We start from the raw sequence: 17637 nt of genomic DNA, 5'->3' as shown, positions 1-17637 counted from the left end.
AGACAAATGCAATTGGTAGTCCGTTATTTACGGCCTTTCCAACCAATCAGAAAGACGCCGAGCAATACCAGCAATGTGCCGAAAAGCTGGGAAATCGAGATGGTTTCGTCTAAAAGCGTGGTTGCCAGAACGATGGTGAAAATGGGGCCGATGCTGGCGACAATGGAGGCATTGCCGGAACCGATGCGTTTGATGCCCTCGGCGATCATAAACGTCGGAATCACGGTGACCAAAACCGCCATCAGCAGGGCCAGCCCGTACACCGGAGCGGCAAACCGGAACAGATCCAGGCCGTTGGCGATCAGGCAATGGAAAACGATGGCCAGGGTGGCCGCAATCATCGCGTAGCAGGTGTACCGCTGGGCGCCCACGCGGGCAATCATCGTATCGCTGCCCACTAGATAAACGGCGTAGACCAGCCCACTCAGAATGACCCAGAACGCTCCCAGAAACACGTCTTTCTGCTGCCCGGAGTTAATGTTGGGCGCAAACGCCACCATGATCCCGGCATACGTCAGCAGCACCGCCAGAATCTGCAACCGGTTGACTTTACGGCCATATACCACGCTGCCGAGCAGCAGCACAAACGTGGGATAGACAAACAGCAGAATTCGCTCCAGACTGGCCGTGATGTAAACCAGACCCAGAAAATTTAGAAAACTAGCAATGTAGTAGCCCGTCAGGCCGAGCATACCCAGCTTTAACCAGTTTTGAATGGATAAACGGGCCGGTGGAAGCCGTCGTGACAGATTCAGGGCAATGGCTACGTAAAACGGCAATGCAAAAACCATCCGCAGCGTCAGCAGCGAAATCGCGTCGATCGGATACTGGTAGGCTATTTTGATTAAAATGCCCTTTAAGGCAAAACAAAACGCTGCCAGAAAAACCAGCAGCGCTCCAATCCAATACCGTGTTCGAGTTGATGCCGTTGTCTGCGGACCCCTCATTTTTGCCGGAAAAATATAGTTATCGGTGCTCCGTCGAACCCGAAGTGATCGCGGAGTTTGTTTTCCAGATACCGGGTATACGGTTCCTTGATGTACTGCGGCAGGTTACAGAAAAACACAAACGTGGGCGACGGCGTCGGTAACTGAATCATATACTTGATTTTGATCAGCTTTCCTTTCGTCGCCGGGGGCGGGTAGTTCATGATTTCCTGCTGCATGGCCTCGTTGAGTTTCGAGGTCGAAATCTTCTTGTGCTTGTTTTCGTAGACCTCCATCGCTTTTTCCATGACCTGGAAAATCCGCTGTTTTTCTACGACCGAAGCAAAAATAACGGGCAGATAATCGATCGGCGCCATGCGCTGCACGATCTCTTTTTTCCACGTATCGGCGGTTTTGGTATCTTTCTCGATGGCGTCCCATTTGTTCACCATCAGCAGAACCCCCTTCTTGGCCCGAACGGCTTGTCCGATAATGTTCATATCCTGCGCTTCCAGACCGCGCGTGGCGTCCAGCATCACAATCACCACATCCGACTCTTCCAGGGCCTTCAGCGAGCGCATCACCGAGTAAAACTCAATGTTATCCTTCACTTTGGCTTTGCGCCGGATCCCGGCGGTGTCGGTCAGAATGAAATCTTTCCCAAATGCTCTGTAACGCGTATCGATGGCGTCGCGGGTGGTGCCGGCAATGTCCGTCACGATGCTGCGTTCTTCGCCGATCAGGACGTTCAGAAACGACGATTTCCCAACGTTCGGACGGCCCAGAATGGCGATGCGCGGAATACCCGCGTTCGGATCTTCGACGCCATCGGACGGAAAATGCTTCACAACTTCGTCCAGCAAATCGCCCGTACCGGTTCCCGTCAGGGACGAAATCGGGAACGGATCACCCAGACCCAGCGCGTAAAATTCGCCGACGGAGTTCTGGCGCAGAACGGTTTCCGATTTGTTGGCAACCACGATCACCGGTTTTTTCGACCGGCGCAGCACGTCGGCAAAATCCTTGTCCATGTCGGTCAATCCGGCCATGGTATCGACCATGAATAAAATCACGGACGCTTCGTCGATGGCGATCTGGACCTGTTCCCGAATCGACTCTTCAAAAACGTCATCCGATCCGACCACATAACCGCCGGTATCGATGACGGTAAAATACTTCTCGGTCCAGTCGGCATAGCCGTAATGACGGTCGCGCGTCACGCCCGGCTGGTTATCCATAATGGCCTGGCGCTGTTCTACCAATTTATTAAACAGCGTCGATTTACCGACATTCGGTCGGCCCACAATTGCTACAATATTTGCCATGATTCACTTTAGAGGAAAGAAGGAGCGCGTTGGCTGGCCTTCGGTTATTCTTCGTACCCAAACCTCTTCAGCGACCGTTCTTTGGTGCGCCAATCGGGTTCAACTTTTACGTATTGTTCAAGGAACACCTTCTTGCCGAAGAAGCGTTCCAGTTCCTCACGGGCCATAATACCCGTTTTTTTAATCATTTTACCCCCTTCGCCCAGTAGAATCGCCCGTTGAGTAGCCCGCTCAACCAGGATTTCCGACTGGACAACGATGATGTCGTCTTTTTCTTTAAAGCCCGTGATGATCACTTCACAACTGTAGGGAACCTCTTTTTTATAGTTCAGGAAAATCTTCTCGCGAATGATTTCTGAGGCAAAAAAGCGTTCGGGCCGGTCGGTCAACTCGTCTTTCGGGAAATAAGGCGGATGAACCGGCAGGCGGCTTACAATGGCTTTAAAGACATGCTTGATGTTGATGTCGGTGAGGGCGGAAATCGGAATGATGGCTTCGGATTTGAAGTTCTCTTTCCAGTACTGAATTTTCTCCTCCACCTGTTCGGGGGTCGCCAGATCGATTTTGTTGATGAGCAACAAAACCGGGGTCTGCGTTTTCTGCAACCGTTCGATCACGTCATTTTCGTCGTATTTCTCGAAAATGTCGGTTACGAACAGAATCACATCGGCGTCTTCCAGCGAACCGCGCACAAAACTCATCATCGATTCATGCAACCGGTATTGCGGCTTGATAATACCGGGTGTATCCGAATAGACCAACTGAAACTCCTGCCCGTCGTGCACCCCGTTGAGGATGCCCATGATGCGGTGGCGGGTGGTTTGCGCTTTTGACGTGATGATCGAAAGCCGCTCGCCCACCAATTGATTCATCAGCGTCGATTTGCCGACATTGGGCTTACCGATGATGCTGACATAGCCGGCTTTGTGATCCGGGCCGTACGTTTCATTTGAAATATCCATGTAATTGACAACCAATGACTATAGAAAAAAACTCCCCTCCGGCTAAAAAAAATAGCGGGAGGGGGCAGATTTTTTCACAAAGGTAATTGTTTTTTATGAAAAACGCCTTACCTTTGCAGTCCCAACATCGCGGGATGGAGCAGTTGGTAGCTCGTTGGGCTCATAACCCAAAGGTCGCTGGTTCGAGTCCAGCTCCCGCTACAAAGAAAAGGTCACACAATCGTGTGGCCTTTTTCTGTTTTCAAGCAGGGTGCTTTCCAAAAATACCAGATCAGATCTATTCGAACAGAGTATAAGCCAGAGGTGCTTTCCAATGGCGATAGGCTTAAACAGTTATTTATCAGCGCGCAGTCAATATATCCTCTATAAAAAAATTGGCCGATTGGACCGAAGCCAATGACCAGAATACCGGGCCAATATTTTGTACCTTTGCGTTTTAAGATAAAAACGTACAATTATTCATTCATCATTCCACTCGCATGAAGTCACTTAAGTTTCTCACAACCGTTCTTGCTATTTCTCTGACGGTGGGCGCAACCGCTCAGGCCCAACTGAAAATACCAGCCGCCAGCCCCGCCCAACTCACCAAACAAAGTTTTGCCCTGGGCGATATTACGCTGGAATACTCCCGACCAGCCATGAAAGGACGGACCATCTTTGGGGATCTGGTTCCCTATGACAAGGTGTGGCGGACCGGTGCCAATGCTACTTCTAAAATCACCTTTTCATCGGATGTCAAACTCGAAGGCAAAGACGTGAAAGCAGGTACGTATGGATTATTCACCATTCCCGGTAAAACCACCTGGCAAGTCATGCTTTCCAAAGACCTGAACCTTGGTGCTAACGTGGGCGACTATAAACAAGAAAACGAAGTTCTGCGGGTGTCGGTAAAACCGACTACATTGGCTAACAAAGTAGAAAACTTTACCCTCAATATCGCCGATATATTGTCCAGTTCGGCGGTTTTGGAAATCATTTGGGATAAAACCCGTGTTCCCGTAGCCATTACGGCCGATGTTGACCAGATCATTGTCAAGAACATCGAGACTTCGTTGGCTTCTGATAAGCCGGCCTATTTTGAGGCCGCCAGCTATTATTATGATACCAACCGGGATTTAAAACAGGCGCTTACCTGGGTAACCAAGGCCACTGAACAAAACCCCAAGGCGTTTTGGGTGATGTTACTCAAGGCTCGCATTCAACTGAAATTAAACGAAAAAGCCAATGCCATTGCCAGCGCCGAGAAAACAGTTGCCCTGGCAAGCGAAGCTAAAAATGCGGATTATGTAAAAATGGCCAATGATCTGATTGCTTCCGCCAAGAAGTAATTGAACCTGTTTAGCATTCAAAATAGAATAAAAAGAAAGGAAATAATAAATGTAAAATGATGAATGTAAAATGTAAAAATGCTGGATTGAGAACAATTTTTACATTTAGCATTCATCATTTTACATTTATTATTCTTTTTCCTATGCAATCCTAAACAACTTCATTATAAGCAGGTAAAGTGAATCAAAAAAATAGAAAAAGTTGGCTACCGGCAGAGATCATCCTGCGATAGCCAACTTTTTTATGTTCTCCCCGATCGGGAAACTCACCGTCCAAAACCGTTACGGTTTGTTGCTGTCCACCACCAGTTTATTCTCCCGATTCACAATTTCCCAGGCGGTATAAAACACCAGCCGGGCGGATTTTTCGGCCAGCGTGAAGTTGATCTTCTCGACGTCGTCGCCGGGGCGGTGGTAGTCGGCGTGGAGGCCGTTGAAGTAAAAAATAATGGGAATTTTATGCTTGGCAAAATTGTAGTGGTCGGAGCGGTAATAAATCCGTTGCGGATCGCTGGGTTCGTTGTACTTGTAATCCAGTTCCATCATGGTGTATTTCCGGTTGGCATCTTCGCTGATCTGGTGCAATTCAGACGATAATTTGTCGGAACCGATGACATAAATGTAGTTGTCGGATTTGCCTTCGTGCAGATCGTCGACGCGGCCCACCATGTCGATGTTCAGATCGCAGACGGTTTTTTCCAGCGGCAAAACAGGATTCATGTCGGTGTAATATTCCGATCCTAGCAAGCCTTTTTCTTCGCCCGAAACCGTCAGAAACAGCATGCTCCGGCGCGGGCCGTGCCCTTCGGCTTTGGCTTTGGCAAAGGCCTGCGCAATTTCAATCACCGAAACCGTTCCCGAACCGTCGTCGTTGGCGCCGTTGTTCACTTGCCCGTCCGGATTGACGCCGATGTGGTCGTAATGCGAAGAAATAACCACGATTTCGTCTTTTTTGTCGGTGCCTTCCAGAAACCCGAGCACGTTGCTACTTTCCAACTGCACATCTTTCCGCTCGGCTTTCAGGCTGATTTTCCCTTTCAACGCGCCGGAATTGGTCTTGCCGGTTTTGTTAATTTTGGCCACTGCGCTCTGCAATTTGGCCGTTGTTGTGTTGAGAACAGCCGCGGCCATGTCCTGCGTAATCAGGAACGTTCCAACGGCTCCGATCTTCTCCATGGCAGGGCGGAGGCTCAGGCGATTGAATCGGCCCATGAGCGCACTGCGTTCGGCCACCAACCGGCGGTAGGCTTCCGGCGATTCGGCCGAAACGATGAAAATTTGTTCGGCACCCTTGTCCTTGGCAATCGTGACTTTTTTCCGCAGACTCTCGTCGTTGCTCCATTCCGAGGCTTTGTCCGAATTGGAAATCACGTAATTCCCGTTGGCCTTTTTGGGTTCACCTTCCAGAATGACGACGGCTTTTCCCTGAATATTGATTTTCGCGTAGTCGTTGTATTTGTCGGTCAGAATGCCGTAGCCCGCAAACACGGTTTCTACCGACGCTTCCTGCATCACGCCAAACAAGCCGTTGACGATAAAATCTTTGGGGTAGGTGTACGTTTTCCCGTCGGCCTTGACATAAAAATCGCCCCAGGTTTTCTGGTATAGCTTGAACGGCTGAAAATAGCCGGTTTTCCCGTCGTCGGTTTTGACGATCGCTTGCAGATTTTCGGCCGCAAACTGTTTGGCGATGTAATCGGCCGCTTTCCGCTGTCCTTCAGTACCGGTTTCTCGGCCCTGCATATCGTCGGCAGCCAGCACGCGGAGGTGTTTTTCGAGATCAGCAGCCGAAATCGTATTGGCATAATCGGTGGCGGTTTGGGCTGTGGCAAGCTGCGCAATCAGCAGTAAACCGGCACTAAAAATCGAATATTTCATTGAGTTGTTGTGAAGAAAATGACAAATCAAAAAGCAGGAATAGACAATCGTCCTCCCTGCTTGTGCAAAGATAAAACGAAATTGTGGGTTAATTATGTTGGCGTCGGTTCACAGTTGACATCCGATTCATCAGGCTCCTTTCTGCCGGTTTTTGGCCAGGATAAACGGAACGATCAGGAAGCTCAGGCTGCTTAAAACTAAATTGATTCCGAAGCCCACGGCATGCAGAAACGTCGCAACGACGGCCCCCTCGGCGGGCGTAAAACCGTAGAGCACCAGCACCCGGCTGACCAGAAAATGGTAGGTTCCAATGCCGCCCTGGGTGGGCACCGCCAGTCCGCCGAGCGAGCTAACCGCCAGGATCGTCAGGGCTGCGGTGGGCGGCAGGGAATGCGTGCTGTCCAGTGCCATCAGAAGCCAATAGGTGCTCAGCCAGGAAAAAAACTGACTTAACACTGTTAGAAGTACAAACAAGTAAAGGCTGGGGAGCTGCCGAATGGCGTTAAAACCCTTCCAGAGCCCCTTAACACTGTTAGCTATTTTGAGAGCGATCGGATGTTGTTTTATATTGTAAATCAGTAACATACGCCAAATGCCAGCGCCTGCCAAAACCAGCAAGGCCAAAAGTCCGCCCGCCAGAAACCAGGCGGTTTTATCCGGTACGCGGAACGACAGGCCGGACACATAGCTGCTAACGCGGTTTATTTCGAGCAGAAAGGTCAGCAACAGCACCAGACCCAGCATCATTAAGTCGATGATTCGTTCGGCCACGACCGAGCCGACGCCCTGTGAAAACGGTACATTGTCGGTCCGTTGCAGCGTGGCGCAGCGGGTTAGTTCGCCGGAACCCGGCACGATCATACTGGCAATGACACCCGCCAGCGTGGCGACCGTGGCCCGGAAAGCCGTCGGAAAATACCCGAGCGCCAGCAACGGCTGCTGCCAGCGTTTTCCCCGCACCAGGTAGATCAAAACCGTCAGCAGTGCCACCAGCGCAATCCAGCCATAGTGAGCCTGCTGAAACTGCCGGCCGATGTCGGCGAATGAAATATCCTTCAGCGCATACGTCAGCAGGGAAATTGCCAGGACAAAGGGAAGGGCGGTTTTGAGAAGTTGCTTCATTCAGTTTGACTAATCGGCTGTAAGATAGGGAAACATCGGATAATTTATGGCACATAATTTGACCCAAATCATACGTCCTGCTACCTTTGAAAATCGTGTAGCAGATTCCCGCTTTAACTCGTCCAACGTTCTACCTAAGAAAGAAAATGAAGTCACTTCGGGTGCTGGTGGTGGTTCCGTGCTACAACGAGCAGCGTTCGGTTGCTGCGGTTGTGAATGATATTCACTGGGTGAAAACCCGGTTCGGCCTGTCGCTGGATACGCTGGTGGTCAATGATTGTTCAACGGACAACACGATGGCCGTTGTCCGCACGCTGGACTGCCTGCACCTCGACCTGCCCGTGAACCTCGGCATTGGTGGCTGCATGCAGGCCGGTTACAAGTATGCGTATCGCAAGGGGTATGACATTGCGGTTCAGATCGATGGCGACGGGCAGCATCCCGCCGAAGGGCTGATAAAACTGCTGCGACCGCTGTTCGATGACCAGGCCGACGTCGTTATCGGCTCCCGGTTTTTGGAACGACAGGGGTTTCAGTCGTCGTTTGTCCGGCGCATCGGGATTCGGTATTTTCGCTGGCTCAACCAGTTGCTGATCCGTAAAACCGTCCACGACAGTACGTCGGGTTTCCGGGCCTTCAACCGCAAAACGATTGAGATTGTCAACCGCTATTATCCCGACGAATACCCGGAACCGGAAGCCATCGTGCAGTTTGGATTGCATAAACTGCGGCTGCTGGAAGTGCCGGTTTTGATGGAAGAACGGCAGGGTGGAACCTCATCCATTGGATGGGTTCAATCGGTCTATTATCTGTTCAAAGTGACGTTGGGTACCCTGTTTGTTTACATTCGTTTACGAAAAATATAGCTCATGCAATCGCTGCCCATCACCATTCAGCTTTTTAGTATAGTTGGCACCCTGATTTTCATGGCCTTTATTGCCCGGCTTATTGTTAGAGGAAAACTGCGGGAAGAATATTCCTTTGTGTGGATTGTTTGCGCAATCATCTTGCTGGTTTTTTCGGTTTGGCGCGATGGATTGACGCAGATCTCCCGGCTATTGGGCGTTTTTTATCCCCCCGCGCTCATTTTTTTAATGGCTATTTTTGCCATTATCTGTTTCCTGGTGCATTTGTCGGTAGTCAATTCTAAATTACAACATTCGATCAAAGAATTGACCCACGAAATAGCGATTTTGAAGAAGGAAGTAATGGATATGCAGACGCCTGGAACGATGGTGCAGACGAATGAAAAACAATCAAATTTGACGTAAAAATTACATCCCAGGCAACCCTGCCACCGGGAAATTACAAGAAGCTTTAAAAAAATCACCTTGCGGATATGTCAAAAAAGAAGAAAATACCGGCTACCTCACAACCCAACCTGACCCGAAGCGTTTCCAATCATCAACCGATCGATTCCTCAGCAAACCGATCGGTCGTTTCAACTGAAACCACTACCGCCGGTATTCCCAGTCGCAAAGGCTTTGAACTCATTGTCTTCGATAAGCGTCTAAAATGGTTTATTGGCATTTGCGTCGGTCTTTTTCTGCTGCTAACCCTGGCAAAAATCCATTATTCATCCATTCCCTACTGGAATCAGGTCATTCCGGACGGGTCGGATCCCCGGCGGGGGCTCATTTCCGGCAAACCACTCCCTATTCGCATTGATGAGTGGGGCGTCTCAACTCCGTTCATCCTGTCCCAGATTCAGAATGGTTTTCCGTTGGAGAATCCGGCCATTGGCGGGGAGCGGCCCGCACTGGTAGGTTATTACCCCGTAAACCATTTCGTGAGTATCTTCCGCCCGGATTACTGGGGCTTTTTTCTGCTGAGTCCCGAACAGGGCTTTGCCTGGTGGTGGCAGTTCAAAGTGATCGGCTCGCTGGTGGCTTTGACCTTACTGCTGCTGCTGCTGACCCGCAACAACTTCTGGCTTTCGGTTTTTGGCGCGTTCTGGCTGGTTTTTTCCAGCGGAATTGCCCGGTGGTCGTTCTATCTGCTGCCCAACCTGCTGCCGGGCGCGCTGCTGGTTGTCGCTTCCATTTATCTGTTTTATGGTCGGTCGGTCAAGGCCTTGCTGGTCAGTGGATTATTATTCGTCTGGGCCTTCGCGGCTTTTGCATTGGCCTTGTATCCGCCTTACCAGGTTCCACTGGGGTATTTGCTGGTATTTCTGCTGGTGGGCTACGTCTGGCGCGAATTTCATAAAGAATGGCTGTTTGACAAATTACCGGCCAAACTCCTTACGTTTGGGGCCGCTTTTGCCCTTTTAGGCGTTATTTTTTACATGTATTACGGAGACGCCAAATCATCCATCGATGCGATGAGCCATACCGTGTATCCCGGCCAACGAAGCGAAACGGGTGGGACCGGCTTCATTGCCAACTGGTTTTCAGAATATTATAGCTGGTTGGTCGACGATGCCCGTTTCCCAAAAGAGTGGTTGAATATCTGTGAACTATCGCATTTTATCACCTTTGCACCGGTTATTTTCCTCTCTCTCATTCTGCTGTTCGTTTATTCACGCAAAGTTGATCCGCTGCTGATGGCGGTTTCGTTGTTCGTCCTCATTTTCTGGGCCTGGATCGAAGTGGGCTTTCCGGATTGGCTGGCCAAAATGACCCTGCTGAACCTGAGCCCTACCCGCCGGGCTCAGGTACCTTTCGGGGTAGGCAATGTCTTTCTGACGCTCTTGTACCTGGATTATGTTCGTAAACACCCGATCAAAGTCAGTGGCCTGGTATCGGCGCTGGCCATCGGGGGTGTGGTTGCGCTGATGATTTACGCTGCGGTGTTAAACCTCAACGATTCGAACGGTTTTTTCAAAGCGCATCAGGTCTTTCTTCCGACGCTCTTTTTTGCCGCACTTTCGGTGCTGTTGCTGCCTTTTTGGCGATTCCCTTACCAAACCGTTATTTTCTGTAGTGCCATTTTTCTTTTTGTGTTACCGGGTCTCAAAGCCAATCCCGTTTCCAAAGGACTCGCCCCCCTGACCGATCATTTGCTGTATAAAAACATTCGTGAACTGCATGAACAGGAACCCAAAGCCCGCTGGGTGGTTATTGGAAGCCAGTACATTACCTACATGGTGTCGGCCACCGGCGTCAATCAATTGAGTGGCGTAAAGAACCTGCCGGATTTTAAAACGATGCGGGTGCTGGACCCCACGGCCAAACGGGATTCGGCGTATAACCGGTATGCCCACACGGTGTATTACACCTACATCGACGGCCGGGATTCGACGGTGATCAATAACACGTTTGAGGACGGTTATGCAGTTGGCGTTGACCCCTGCTCACCCAAGCTCAAAAAGTTGAACGTAAAGTATTTTGTCTTTGACCGCGCACCCCAGCCCGCCGAAATCCGTTGTCTGCGTCAGGTTCGGAAGTTGGGCAGTATCGAGATTTACCGGATCAATGACTGAGCAAATCGTTGGGCTGAATACCTGGATTATCATCGTCACCTACAATCACCGGGCGTATCTGCCGGCGCTGTTTGAGTCGCTGGCCCGACTGACTCATCCGCGTTTTCATATTCTGGTTATCGACAACGGTTCCAGCGACGGAACACCGGCTGTTTTGCGGAGCCTTTCCCAATCCGTAGAGGTTATTTATCAGGAAAGTAATACCGGTTTTTGTGATGCCAACAACCGGGGAATGGCCCACGCCTTTGCCGCCGGAGCCGACGCGTGTCTGCTGCTCAATCCGGACACGGAGGTGACGCCGGATTTTCTGAGTCTGCTTGAGACAAGTTATCAGGAACAGCTCCAAAAAGGCGTACAGGTGGGTTTGCTACAACCCGTTATTTTACATCGTCGGCAGCCTGATTTGCTGAATACGGCGGGGAATGCCATGCATTACCTCGGTTTTGGCTGGTGCAAAGACAACCTGAGTCCGAAACCGGTGTATGACCATGACCCGGAAATCGGCAGCGTGAGTGGTGCCTGCCTTTATATGCCCAAACTGTATTACCAGCAGGTCGGCGGTTTCAATTCAGCTTTTTTCGCTTATTCAGAGGATCAGGATGTAAGCTGGCGGGGGCTTCTTCAAAACTACCGGCATTTTTGCGCTTCAAAAGCTGTTATTTATCATGATTACCATTTCTCCAAAAGCACTGCCAAATGGTATCACGCGGAGAAAAACCGGCTGATGGTTGTCCTGCAAAATTATGAATTCAGAACCCTGCTGGTGTTAGGGCCGTCACTCGTCGGTATCGAACTACTCATTCTCCTGTATTCACTAGCCGGGGGCTTTTTTACCGAAAAACTAAAAGGCTACCGGTTTTTAGTCCAGCACCGAAAGCACATCCGGCGGGTTCGAAACCAGGTTCAAGCCAAACGAACGGTTTCCGATGCCGCTATCTGGAACCGGTTCAGTGACGAACTGGTTTTTTCCGAGATCAAAAATCCACTCCTTACCTGGATCGTAAACCCGGTTTTAAGGGGCTACTTCGCCCTGGTTCGCCGGTTGCTTTAAGCGTTATTTTTTGCGAAAAATGCACTCATAATTCATCGTAAACTCGCGTTTCCGGTCGAGCGGATCGAGCAAGAAAAAGAGCAAAGCGATGAGAAAATTGAGGGGGAAAAAGGCAACTACGGCAAACAGAAAACCGGGTTGCCCGAATGTGTTTTTAAACAAGGTCGGCAGGCTCCACGCCAGAAAAAAGCCGATCACCAGAAACCGCCCGCCCTGGGGCCGGATTTCCACTACGTCAAAACCGTGGTCATCGGCGTAGGCCCGTAGCGCAAATTGCGTAAACCGGTGGAAATCGTACGGTTGCTCGTGTTCCTCCCAGCTTTGGGGCACCGTCAGAAACAACAAACCGCCCGGTTTTAAAACCCGCCCCAATTCCTGAATGACTTTCTCCGGATAGCGAACGTGTTCCAGAACCTGGGTACAAAGCACAAAATCAACCTGTTCCGAATCAAGTGGCAAGTCATCGGCGGGGCAGATGTAGTCGATCCCGGCCGAATACCGGTGGTGGTCGGTGGTTCCGCACCAGTCGGTACTGAGATAACGGGCGTGCGAAAAAAATGGCTTGTACTGGCATTCGCCCGCGCCGACATCCAGCAGCGTCGTACCGGCGGGCACCAGTTGGGCCACGCGCCGGATGTAGCGACGAATCGACCAGACGGCGTAATTCATGACGGGATTAAAAAAGACCAGCCGGACCAGTGGATTCATGATTTGGATAAAAATTTCTTGATGGTGGGATTGATCGTATGGTAAAACGAATGAAAATGATTGTAAATAAACTGCTCAATGGTGAAAAACAGGCGGTAGGGCAAACTGGCATACGTTTTATAAACCAGTTCGTGCATCACGTAGAAATCAGGTGAAAAACGCGGCAAAAAGCTGAATTTCTGATCATAAAGCTCTTTTTTGATGGCTAAAAACAGGTTTTGGCGATACCACCACGCCACTTCCTGATGAGGCATCAACTGCCACCGGATGCCGTCCGTAAAAACATACCCCTCAGCCTCGAATTTTTCGGCCCAGTAAGCGGGCCACTGCTCATTGATGTGCTTAAAACCGCCCTGTTGGGGCACGGCGGCACTAAAAACAATCACATCGGACAGGCCGGTAAGCGATTGTACAATCGTGCTCGCCGAAGCCGGTTTCAGGTGTTCGACCACTTCCATACAAGTAACCAGGTCGTATCGCCGGGCGGAATTGAAAGGGGTATTCAGGTCATATTCAAGAAAATTCCGGGAAGGAATCAACACTCGGGAAACATCCTGCCCCCCGCCGTCTACGCCTAAAATCTGGCTTATGCCCTGTCGTTGCCATTCGGCCAGCCACGTACCCCGACCGCATCCAATGTCGGCAACCGACCGGGGGTTAAACAGCTTGATTAACAACTGAATAATCGTTTCGGCTGACCGGCGGGCGTTCGTTTCAATTTCAGTATGATAGGCTTGGTTGTAGTCAGACATAGGAAGACGGGATTGACCGTAAAATCAAATCGTTTTTTTGAAAACAGGATGAAAACGCAGCAGCCATTTCTCGGGCAAAAAATATACAGCCACATACTGCGCCAAGACGATCAGGCGGGTTGAAAAGGACGGTTTTGTAACGGGGTATTGCGCGATTTCCCGCCGAATCTGGAAGTATTCCAGCACTTTCTTTTTAATACCGGATTGGGTAGAACTCTGACCGGAAACGCGGTATGAAAGTAAAATTTCCGGAACATTGGCCAGCTTTTTACCCTGTTTAATGAGCTTTAATTGGGTGTAATAATCGTTGTACCAGGTATATTTTGTTTCGTAAAATGGCCCCGAAGACGGCTCGTTTCTGAAGAAAAAGGTTGGGTGCATGATGGCGTTTTTCCAGTACAGGTTTCGGCAAATCTGCGCATGATCGAGGTCCGGCTTCCACGTCCGAAAAACCGCTCCGGTCGTGTCAATATAATTGGCCCAGGCACCACACAGGAATACATCCGGATGCGCTTCCAGAAAAGAAAGCTGCCGCTCCAGCCGGTTGGGCCGGGCCACATCATCGGCATCCATAATGGCAATGTAGACACCTTTTGCCAGTTGTATCCCCATTTCTTTGGCTAAATCGCCCGCTTTCCCAAGCGGTTTTTTATTGGTGATGGCATGAATGCGTGGGTCCTGCTCCTGATACCGGGCTATGATCTGTCCTGTTCCGTCGGTAGAGCCATCATTGATCAGGATCATTTCAAAATCCGTTGTGGTTTGGTTTAAGATGCTGTCAATAGCCTCTGCCAGAAATCGTTCGCCATTATAAACCGGCATGATAACCGATATTTTTGGATGTACAGACATGGTAAAAAATTCCTTTTTGCTCCCGAAAATTTAATAATTACAGGATAAAATCAAATCGTGGCCGGATTCGTCGGTGGGAACCAATCGGGTTCATTTATTCTTTGTATTTTTGTATTTATGTCATTGCTTTCGGCAACCGCACTTTAACCCGGTTATCTCAATCGCTTTCAATCACACTTCACTGGTAATGAAGCTCGACCTACACTATCAGGAACGTTTCGAAGACCGTCACAACGGCTCGGATGTTTCACAAACGAATGCCATTTTGAAAACCATCGGAGTCGATTCGGTGGACGAACTCATCAACCAGACGGTTCCGGCCCTGATCCGGCTCGAAAAACCGCTCGATCTGCCCGAAGCCAAATCTGAGTATCAGTTTCTGGCCGATTTTAAAAAGCTCGCCCAGCTTAACAAACTGAATAAATCCTACATCGGTACGGGCTACTACGATACCATTACGCCGAACGTCATTCTGCGCAATATACTGGAAAATCCGGCCTGGTATACTGCCTACACACCGTATCAGGCAGAAATTGCCCAGGGTCGGCTGGAAGCCCTGCTGAATTTCCAAACCGTCATCATCGATTTGACCGGGATGGAAATCGCCAATGCGTCGCTGCTCGATGAGGGCACGGCTGCGGCCGAAGCCATGCACGTGCTGTATGCCCAGCGTCCGGTCGCCAAAAAGAATGCTACGACCTTTTTTGTGTCGGAAAGCTGCCATCCGCAGACCATTGACGTCATCAAAACCCGTGCCACGCCCCTGAACATCACCGTTCAGGTGGGCGATCACCGGCAAGTAAACATCACGTCCGACGATTTATTCGGGATGCTGCTGCAATATCCGGCGTCCGACGGCGAGGTGTTTGATTATACCGATCTCATTACGGCGGCTCATGAGCAAAATATCTTTGTGGCCGTTGCCGCTGATCTCCTGAGCCTGACGCTGTTGACCCCTCCGGGTGAAATGGGGGCGGATATCGTCGTGGGTTCTTCACAACGGTTTGGCGTTCCGATGGGCTACGGTGGCCCGCACGCGGCTTTCTTCGCGACCAAAGATGCCTTCAAACGGCAGATTCCGGGTCGGATTATTGGCGTTTCCATCGATGCCGAAGGAAATCCAGCCCTGCGGATGGCATTGCAAACCCGCGAACAACACATTCGCCGGGAAAAAGCGACGTCCAATATCTGTACGGCACAGGTGCTGCTGGCGGTTATGGCGGGCAGTTACGCGGTCTACCACGGTCCGCAACGGCTTCGGGCCATTGCCGAACGCATCCACGGCATGACCAAGCTGTTTGTGACGGTTTTACGCTGGAATGGCTATAAAATTCAGACGCAGAATTATTTCGATACCGTTACGGTCGAGGTGGATGATGTGGAATCGTTGCGGAAATCGGCCCGGACGGCGGGAATCAACCTGCGGTATCTGGACGACGAACGGGTTTGCGTTTCGTTTGATGAAGTGAAAACCGTTGATGATGTGGTTCAGTTGCTGGATGTCTTTGGGATATGCGCCGATATGGATGCCGCCATCGAAACCCTGGCAATCAACTGGCCGGAGCGACTGATCCGTCAATCGGCGTATCTGACGCATCCGGTGTTCAATACGCACCACACCGAGCACCAAATGCTGCGGTATTTGAAATCACTGGAAGAAAAAGACCTTTCGCTGGTGCATTCGATGATTTCACTCGGCAGTTGTACGATGAAACTGAACGCAACCGCTGAAATGATTCCGGTTACCTGGCCCGAATTCGGTGGATTGCACCCGTTCGCGCCGAAAGATCAGGTGATGGGCTACCAAAAAATGGTCGATGATTTGAGCAAATGGCTGAGCGAAATAACCGGTTTTGCCGGCATGTCGCTGCAACCGAACTCCGGGGCGCAGGGCGAATACGCCGGTCTGATGGTGATTCGGGCCTACCACGAGAGTCGCAACGACGGCCACCGGAATGTGTCGCTGATTCCGTCGTCGGCCCACGGCACGAACCCCGCCAGCGCGGTGATGGCCGGGATGAAAGTCGTGATTGTGAAGTGTGACGAACGGGGCAACATCGACGTGGCCGATCTGCGGGCAAAAGCCGAGCAGTACAGCAGCGACCTGTCGTGTCTGATGGTGACCTATCCATCGACGCACGGCGTTTTTGAAGAAACGATCAAAGAAATTTGCGATGTCATCCACGAGCACGGCGGCCAGGTGTACATGGACGGCGCGAACATGAACGCGCAGGTGGGCCTGACGAGTCCGGCGGCCATTGGTGCCGATGTTTGTCACCTGAACCTGCACAAGACGTTCTGCATTCCGCACGGCGGTGGTGGGCCGGGCATGGGGCCGATTGGGGTCGTTGAACATTTGATGCCTTTCCTGCCGGGTCATGCCGTGGTGGAAACGGGCGGCAATCAGGCGATTCACGCGGTTTCGGCGGCTCCCTACGGGTCAGCCAGCATCCTGACGATTTCATATGCCTACATTGCCATGATGGGAGGAGAAGGGTTGACGAATGCGACCAAAACCGCCATTGTGAACGCCAACTACCTGAAAGCGAAGCTGGAAGAACATTATCCGATTTTGTATACCGGTAAAAATGGTCGTTGCGCCCACGAAATGATCGTCGATTGCCGGCCGTTCAAAGCGTTTGGCGTTGAAGTGGAAGACATTGCGAAGCGCCTGATGGACTACGGTTTTCACGCGCCGACGGTTTCTTTTCCGGTGCCGGGCACAATGATGATCGAGCCGACGGAATCCGAATCGAAAGACGAACTCGACCGGTTTTGTGAAGCCCTCATCAGCATCCGGGCCGAAATCCGGGAGGTCGAAGAAGGCAAAGCCGACAAAGCCAACAACGTTCTCAAAAACGCCCCCCACACGGTCAACGTGTTCATCGCTGATGATTGGAACCGCCCTTACAGCCGCGAAAAAGCTGCGTTCCCGTTGCCGTACGTGAAAGCCCGCAAATTCTGGCCGAGTGTCAGCCGGATCGATAATGCGTACGGAGACCGGAATCTGGTCTGTGCGTGTTTGCCGGTAGAGGAATATGCGCAGGAAGCGGTGGAGACGGAGACGGCGTCGTAAATTTTTGAATAGAAAAAATGGGAAAGCCCTCGTCTGGTGTCAGGCGGGGGCTTTTTTGCTTTTTGCTCAGATTTTTGGGTCTTGAAAACGAAGTAATAAATACAGAGATAAATAATTGAGTATTTTTACAAGAAAAAATACTCAATTATTTTTGGTGAAGTAAATTTAAAAGATACATTTGCATTGCTTCTAGATTTAGGCTGGAAGGGAGAGTGTTTAGAATCGGGACAACC

14 protein-coding genes and 1 tRNA gene are annotated in these 17637 nt (G+C 50.7%); 7 read left to right on the top strand and 8 right to left on the bottom strand.

Annotated elements, in window-relative coordinates:
* Window positions 1-23: 23 nt before the first annotated feature.
* From DUE52_RS18610 to era, 3 genes are read right to left on the bottom strand one after another with little or no spacing between them, the layout of a single operon-like run.
* Window positions 24-947, bottom strand: coding sequence for a DMT family transporter (locus tag DUE52_RS18610; protein ID WP_114407541.1), 924 nt, complete (start codon window positions 945-947; stop codon window positions 24-26).
* A complete protein-coding gene (gene der, locus DUE52_RS18605) occupies window positions 944-2251 on the bottom strand; it encodes a ribosome biogenesis GTPase Der (RefSeq protein WP_114407540.1) in 1308 nt (435 codons plus the stop codon). The genes DUE52_RS18610 and der overlap by 4 nt, the downstream gene beginning before the upstream one ends.
* A gap of 44 nt (window positions 2252-2295) precedes the next feature.
* On the bottom strand, window positions 2296-3213 hold the full coding sequence (gene era / locus DUE52_RS18600) for a GTPase Era (RefSeq protein WP_114407539.1): 918 nt from the start codon (window positions 3211-3213) through the stop codon (window positions 2296-2298).
* Between the two features lie 128 nt (window positions 3214-3341).
* Between era and DUE52_RS18595 the strand changes: the two genes are divergently transcribed.
* Window positions 3342-3414: transfer RNA gene (locus DUE52_RS18595), tRNA-Met, on the top strand.
* Window positions 3415-3692: 278 nt separating this feature from the next.
* Entirely contained in the window at window positions 3693-4541 is an 849-nt protein-coding gene (locus DUE52_RS18590) for a DUF2911 domain-containing protein (RefSeq protein WP_114407538.1), read from the top strand.
* A gap of 282 nt (window positions 4542-4823) precedes the next feature.
* Here the strand turns inward: DUE52_RS18590 and DUE52_RS18585 are convergent, their stop codons facing one another.
* Entirely contained in the window at window positions 4824-6419 is a 1596-nt protein-coding gene (locus tag DUE52_RS18585) for a M28 family peptidase (RefSeq protein ID WP_114407537.1), read from the bottom strand.
* A 129-nt stretch (window positions 6420-6548) separates the two neighbouring features.
* Window positions 6549-7541, bottom strand: a complete 993-nt coding sequence (locus tag DUE52_RS18580; protein WP_114407536.1) for a lysylphosphatidylglycerol synthase transmembrane domain-containing protein — start codon at window positions 7539-7541, stop codon at window positions 6549-6551.
* 146 nt (window positions 7542-7687) lie between these two features.
* On the opposite strand from DUE52_RS18580, the gene DUE52_RS18575 reads away from it, so the two are divergent.
* From DUE52_RS18575 to DUE52_RS18560, 4 genes are all read left to right on the top strand, one after another.
* Entirely contained in the window at window positions 7688-8407 is a 720-nt protein-coding gene (locus DUE52_RS18575; RefSeq protein WP_114407535.1) for a glycosyltransferase family 2 protein, read from the top strand.
* Between the two features lie 3 nt (window positions 8408-8410).
* Window positions 8411-8812: a DUF2304 domain-containing protein gene (locus tag DUE52_RS18570; RefSeq protein ID WP_114407534.1), complete on the top strand. Its 402-nt coding sequence runs from the start codon at window positions 8411-8413 to the stop codon at window positions 8810-8812.
* Between the two features lie 68 nt (window positions 8813-8880).
* The gene (locus DUE52_RS18565; RefSeq protein ID WP_114407533.1) at window positions 8881-10965 is read left to right on the top strand and encodes a DUF7657 domain-containing protein; all 2085 of its coding nucleotides are present in this window, start codon (window positions 8881-8883) and stop codon (window positions 10963-10965) included.
* Window positions 10958-12016 carry a glycosyltransferase family 2 protein gene (locus tag DUE52_RS18560; protein ID WP_114407532.1) on the top strand — a complete coding sequence of 353 codons (1059 nt, stop codon included), beginning with the start codon at window positions 10958-10960 and terminating at the stop codon, window positions 12014-12016. Before DUE52_RS18565 ends, DUE52_RS18560 begins: the two co-directional genes overlap by 8 nt.
* A gap of 3 nt (window positions 12017-12019) precedes the next feature.
* Here the strand turns inward: DUE52_RS18560 and DUE52_RS18555 are convergent, their stop codons facing one another.
* Genes DUE52_RS18555 through DUE52_RS18545 form a run of 3 tightly spaced genes read right to left on the bottom strand, consistent with a single transcriptional unit; the run spans window position 12020 to window position 14328 of the window.
* Window positions 12020-12724 carry a class I SAM-dependent methyltransferase gene (locus DUE52_RS18555; protein ID WP_114407531.1) on the bottom strand — a complete coding sequence of 235 codons (705 nt, stop codon included), beginning with the start codon at window positions 12722-12724 and terminating at the stop codon, window positions 12020-12022.
* Window positions 12721-13476 carry a methyltransferase domain-containing protein gene (locus DUE52_RS18550; protein ID WP_114407530.1) on the bottom strand — a complete coding sequence of 252 codons (756 nt, stop codon included), beginning with the start codon at window positions 13474-13476 and terminating at the stop codon, window positions 12721-12723. The genes DUE52_RS18555 and DUE52_RS18550 overlap by 4 nt, the downstream gene beginning before the upstream one ends.
* A gap of 24 nt (window positions 13477-13500) precedes the next feature.
* Window positions 13501-14328 carry a glycosyltransferase family 2 protein gene (locus tag DUE52_RS18545; protein WP_114407529.1) on the bottom strand — a complete coding sequence of 276 codons (828 nt, stop codon included), beginning with the start codon at window positions 14326-14328 and terminating at the stop codon, window positions 13501-13503.
* 187 nt (window positions 14329-14515) lie between these two features.
* Here DUE52_RS18545 and gcvP point away from each other — a divergent pair, with 187 nt between their 5' ends.
* On the top strand, window positions 14516-17404 hold the full coding sequence (gene gcvP / locus DUE52_RS18540; RefSeq protein WP_114407528.1) for an aminomethyl-transferring glycine dehydrogenase: 2889 nt from the start codon (window positions 14516-14518) through the stop codon (window positions 17402-17404).
* Window positions 17405-17637: the final 233 nt, after the last annotated feature.

The organism is Larkinella punicea, assembly GCF_003334855.1.
GTDB lineage: Bacteria > Bacteroidota > Bacteroidia > Cytophagales > Spirosomataceae > Larkinella > Larkinella punicea.
Note: the sequence above shows the minus strand (reverse complement) of the source record. Positions and strands in the feature narration are given on the sequence as shown.

Excerpts from the sequence above, each read along its gene's own strand:
- DUE52_RS18610 (WP_114407541.1), bottom strand. The coding sequence starts at position 947 with ATGAGGGGTCCGCAGACAACGGCATCAACTCGAACACGGTATTGGATT.
- der (WP_114407540.1), bottom strand. The coding sequence starts at position 2,251 with ATGGCAAATATTGTAGCAATTGTGGGCCGACCGAATGTCGGTAAATCG.
- era (WP_114407539.1), bottom strand. The coding sequence starts at position 3,213 with ATGGATATTTCAAATGAAACGTACGGCCCGGATCACAAAGCCGGCTAT.
- DUE52_RS18590 (WP_114407538.1), top strand. The coding sequence starts at position 3,693 with ATGAAGTCACTTAAGTTTCTCACAACCGTTCTTGCTATTTCTCTGACG.
- DUE52_RS18585 (WP_114407537.1), bottom strand. The coding sequence starts at position 6,419 with ATGAAATATTCGATTTTTAGTGCCGGTTTACTGCTGATTGCGCAGCTT.
- DUE52_RS18580 (WP_114407536.1), bottom strand. The coding sequence starts at position 7,541 with ATGAAGCAACTTCTCAAAACCGCCCTTCCCTTTGTCCTGGCAATTTCC.
- DUE52_RS18575 (WP_114407535.1), top strand. The coding sequence starts at position 7,688 with ATGAAGTCACTTCGGGTGCTGGTGGTGGTTCCGTGCTACAACGAGCAG.
- DUE52_RS18570 (WP_114407534.1), top strand. The coding sequence starts at position 8,411 with ATGCAATCGCTGCCCATCACCATTCAGCTTTTTAGTATAGTTGGCACC.
- DUE52_RS18565 (WP_114407533.1), top strand. The coding sequence starts at position 8,881 with ATGTCAAAAAAGAAGAAAATACCGGCTACCTCACAACCCAACCTGACC.
- DUE52_RS18560 (WP_114407532.1), top strand. The coding sequence starts at position 10,958 with ATGACTGAGCAAATCGTTGGGCTGAATACCTGGATTATCATCGTCACC.
- DUE52_RS18555 (WP_114407531.1), bottom strand. The coding sequence starts at position 12,724 with ATGAATCCACTGGTCCGGCTGGTCTTTTTTAATCCCGTCATGAATTAC.
- DUE52_RS18550 (WP_114407530.1), bottom strand. The coding sequence starts at position 13,476 with ATGTCTGACTACAACCAAGCCTATCATACTGAAATTGAAACGAACGCC.
- DUE52_RS18545 (WP_114407529.1), bottom strand. The coding sequence starts at position 14,328 with ATGTCTGTACATCCAAAAATATCGGTTATCATGCCGGTTTATAATGGC.
- gcvP (WP_114407528.1), top strand. The coding sequence starts at position 14,516 with ATGAAGCTCGACCTACACTATCAGGAACGTTTCGAAGACCGTCACAAC.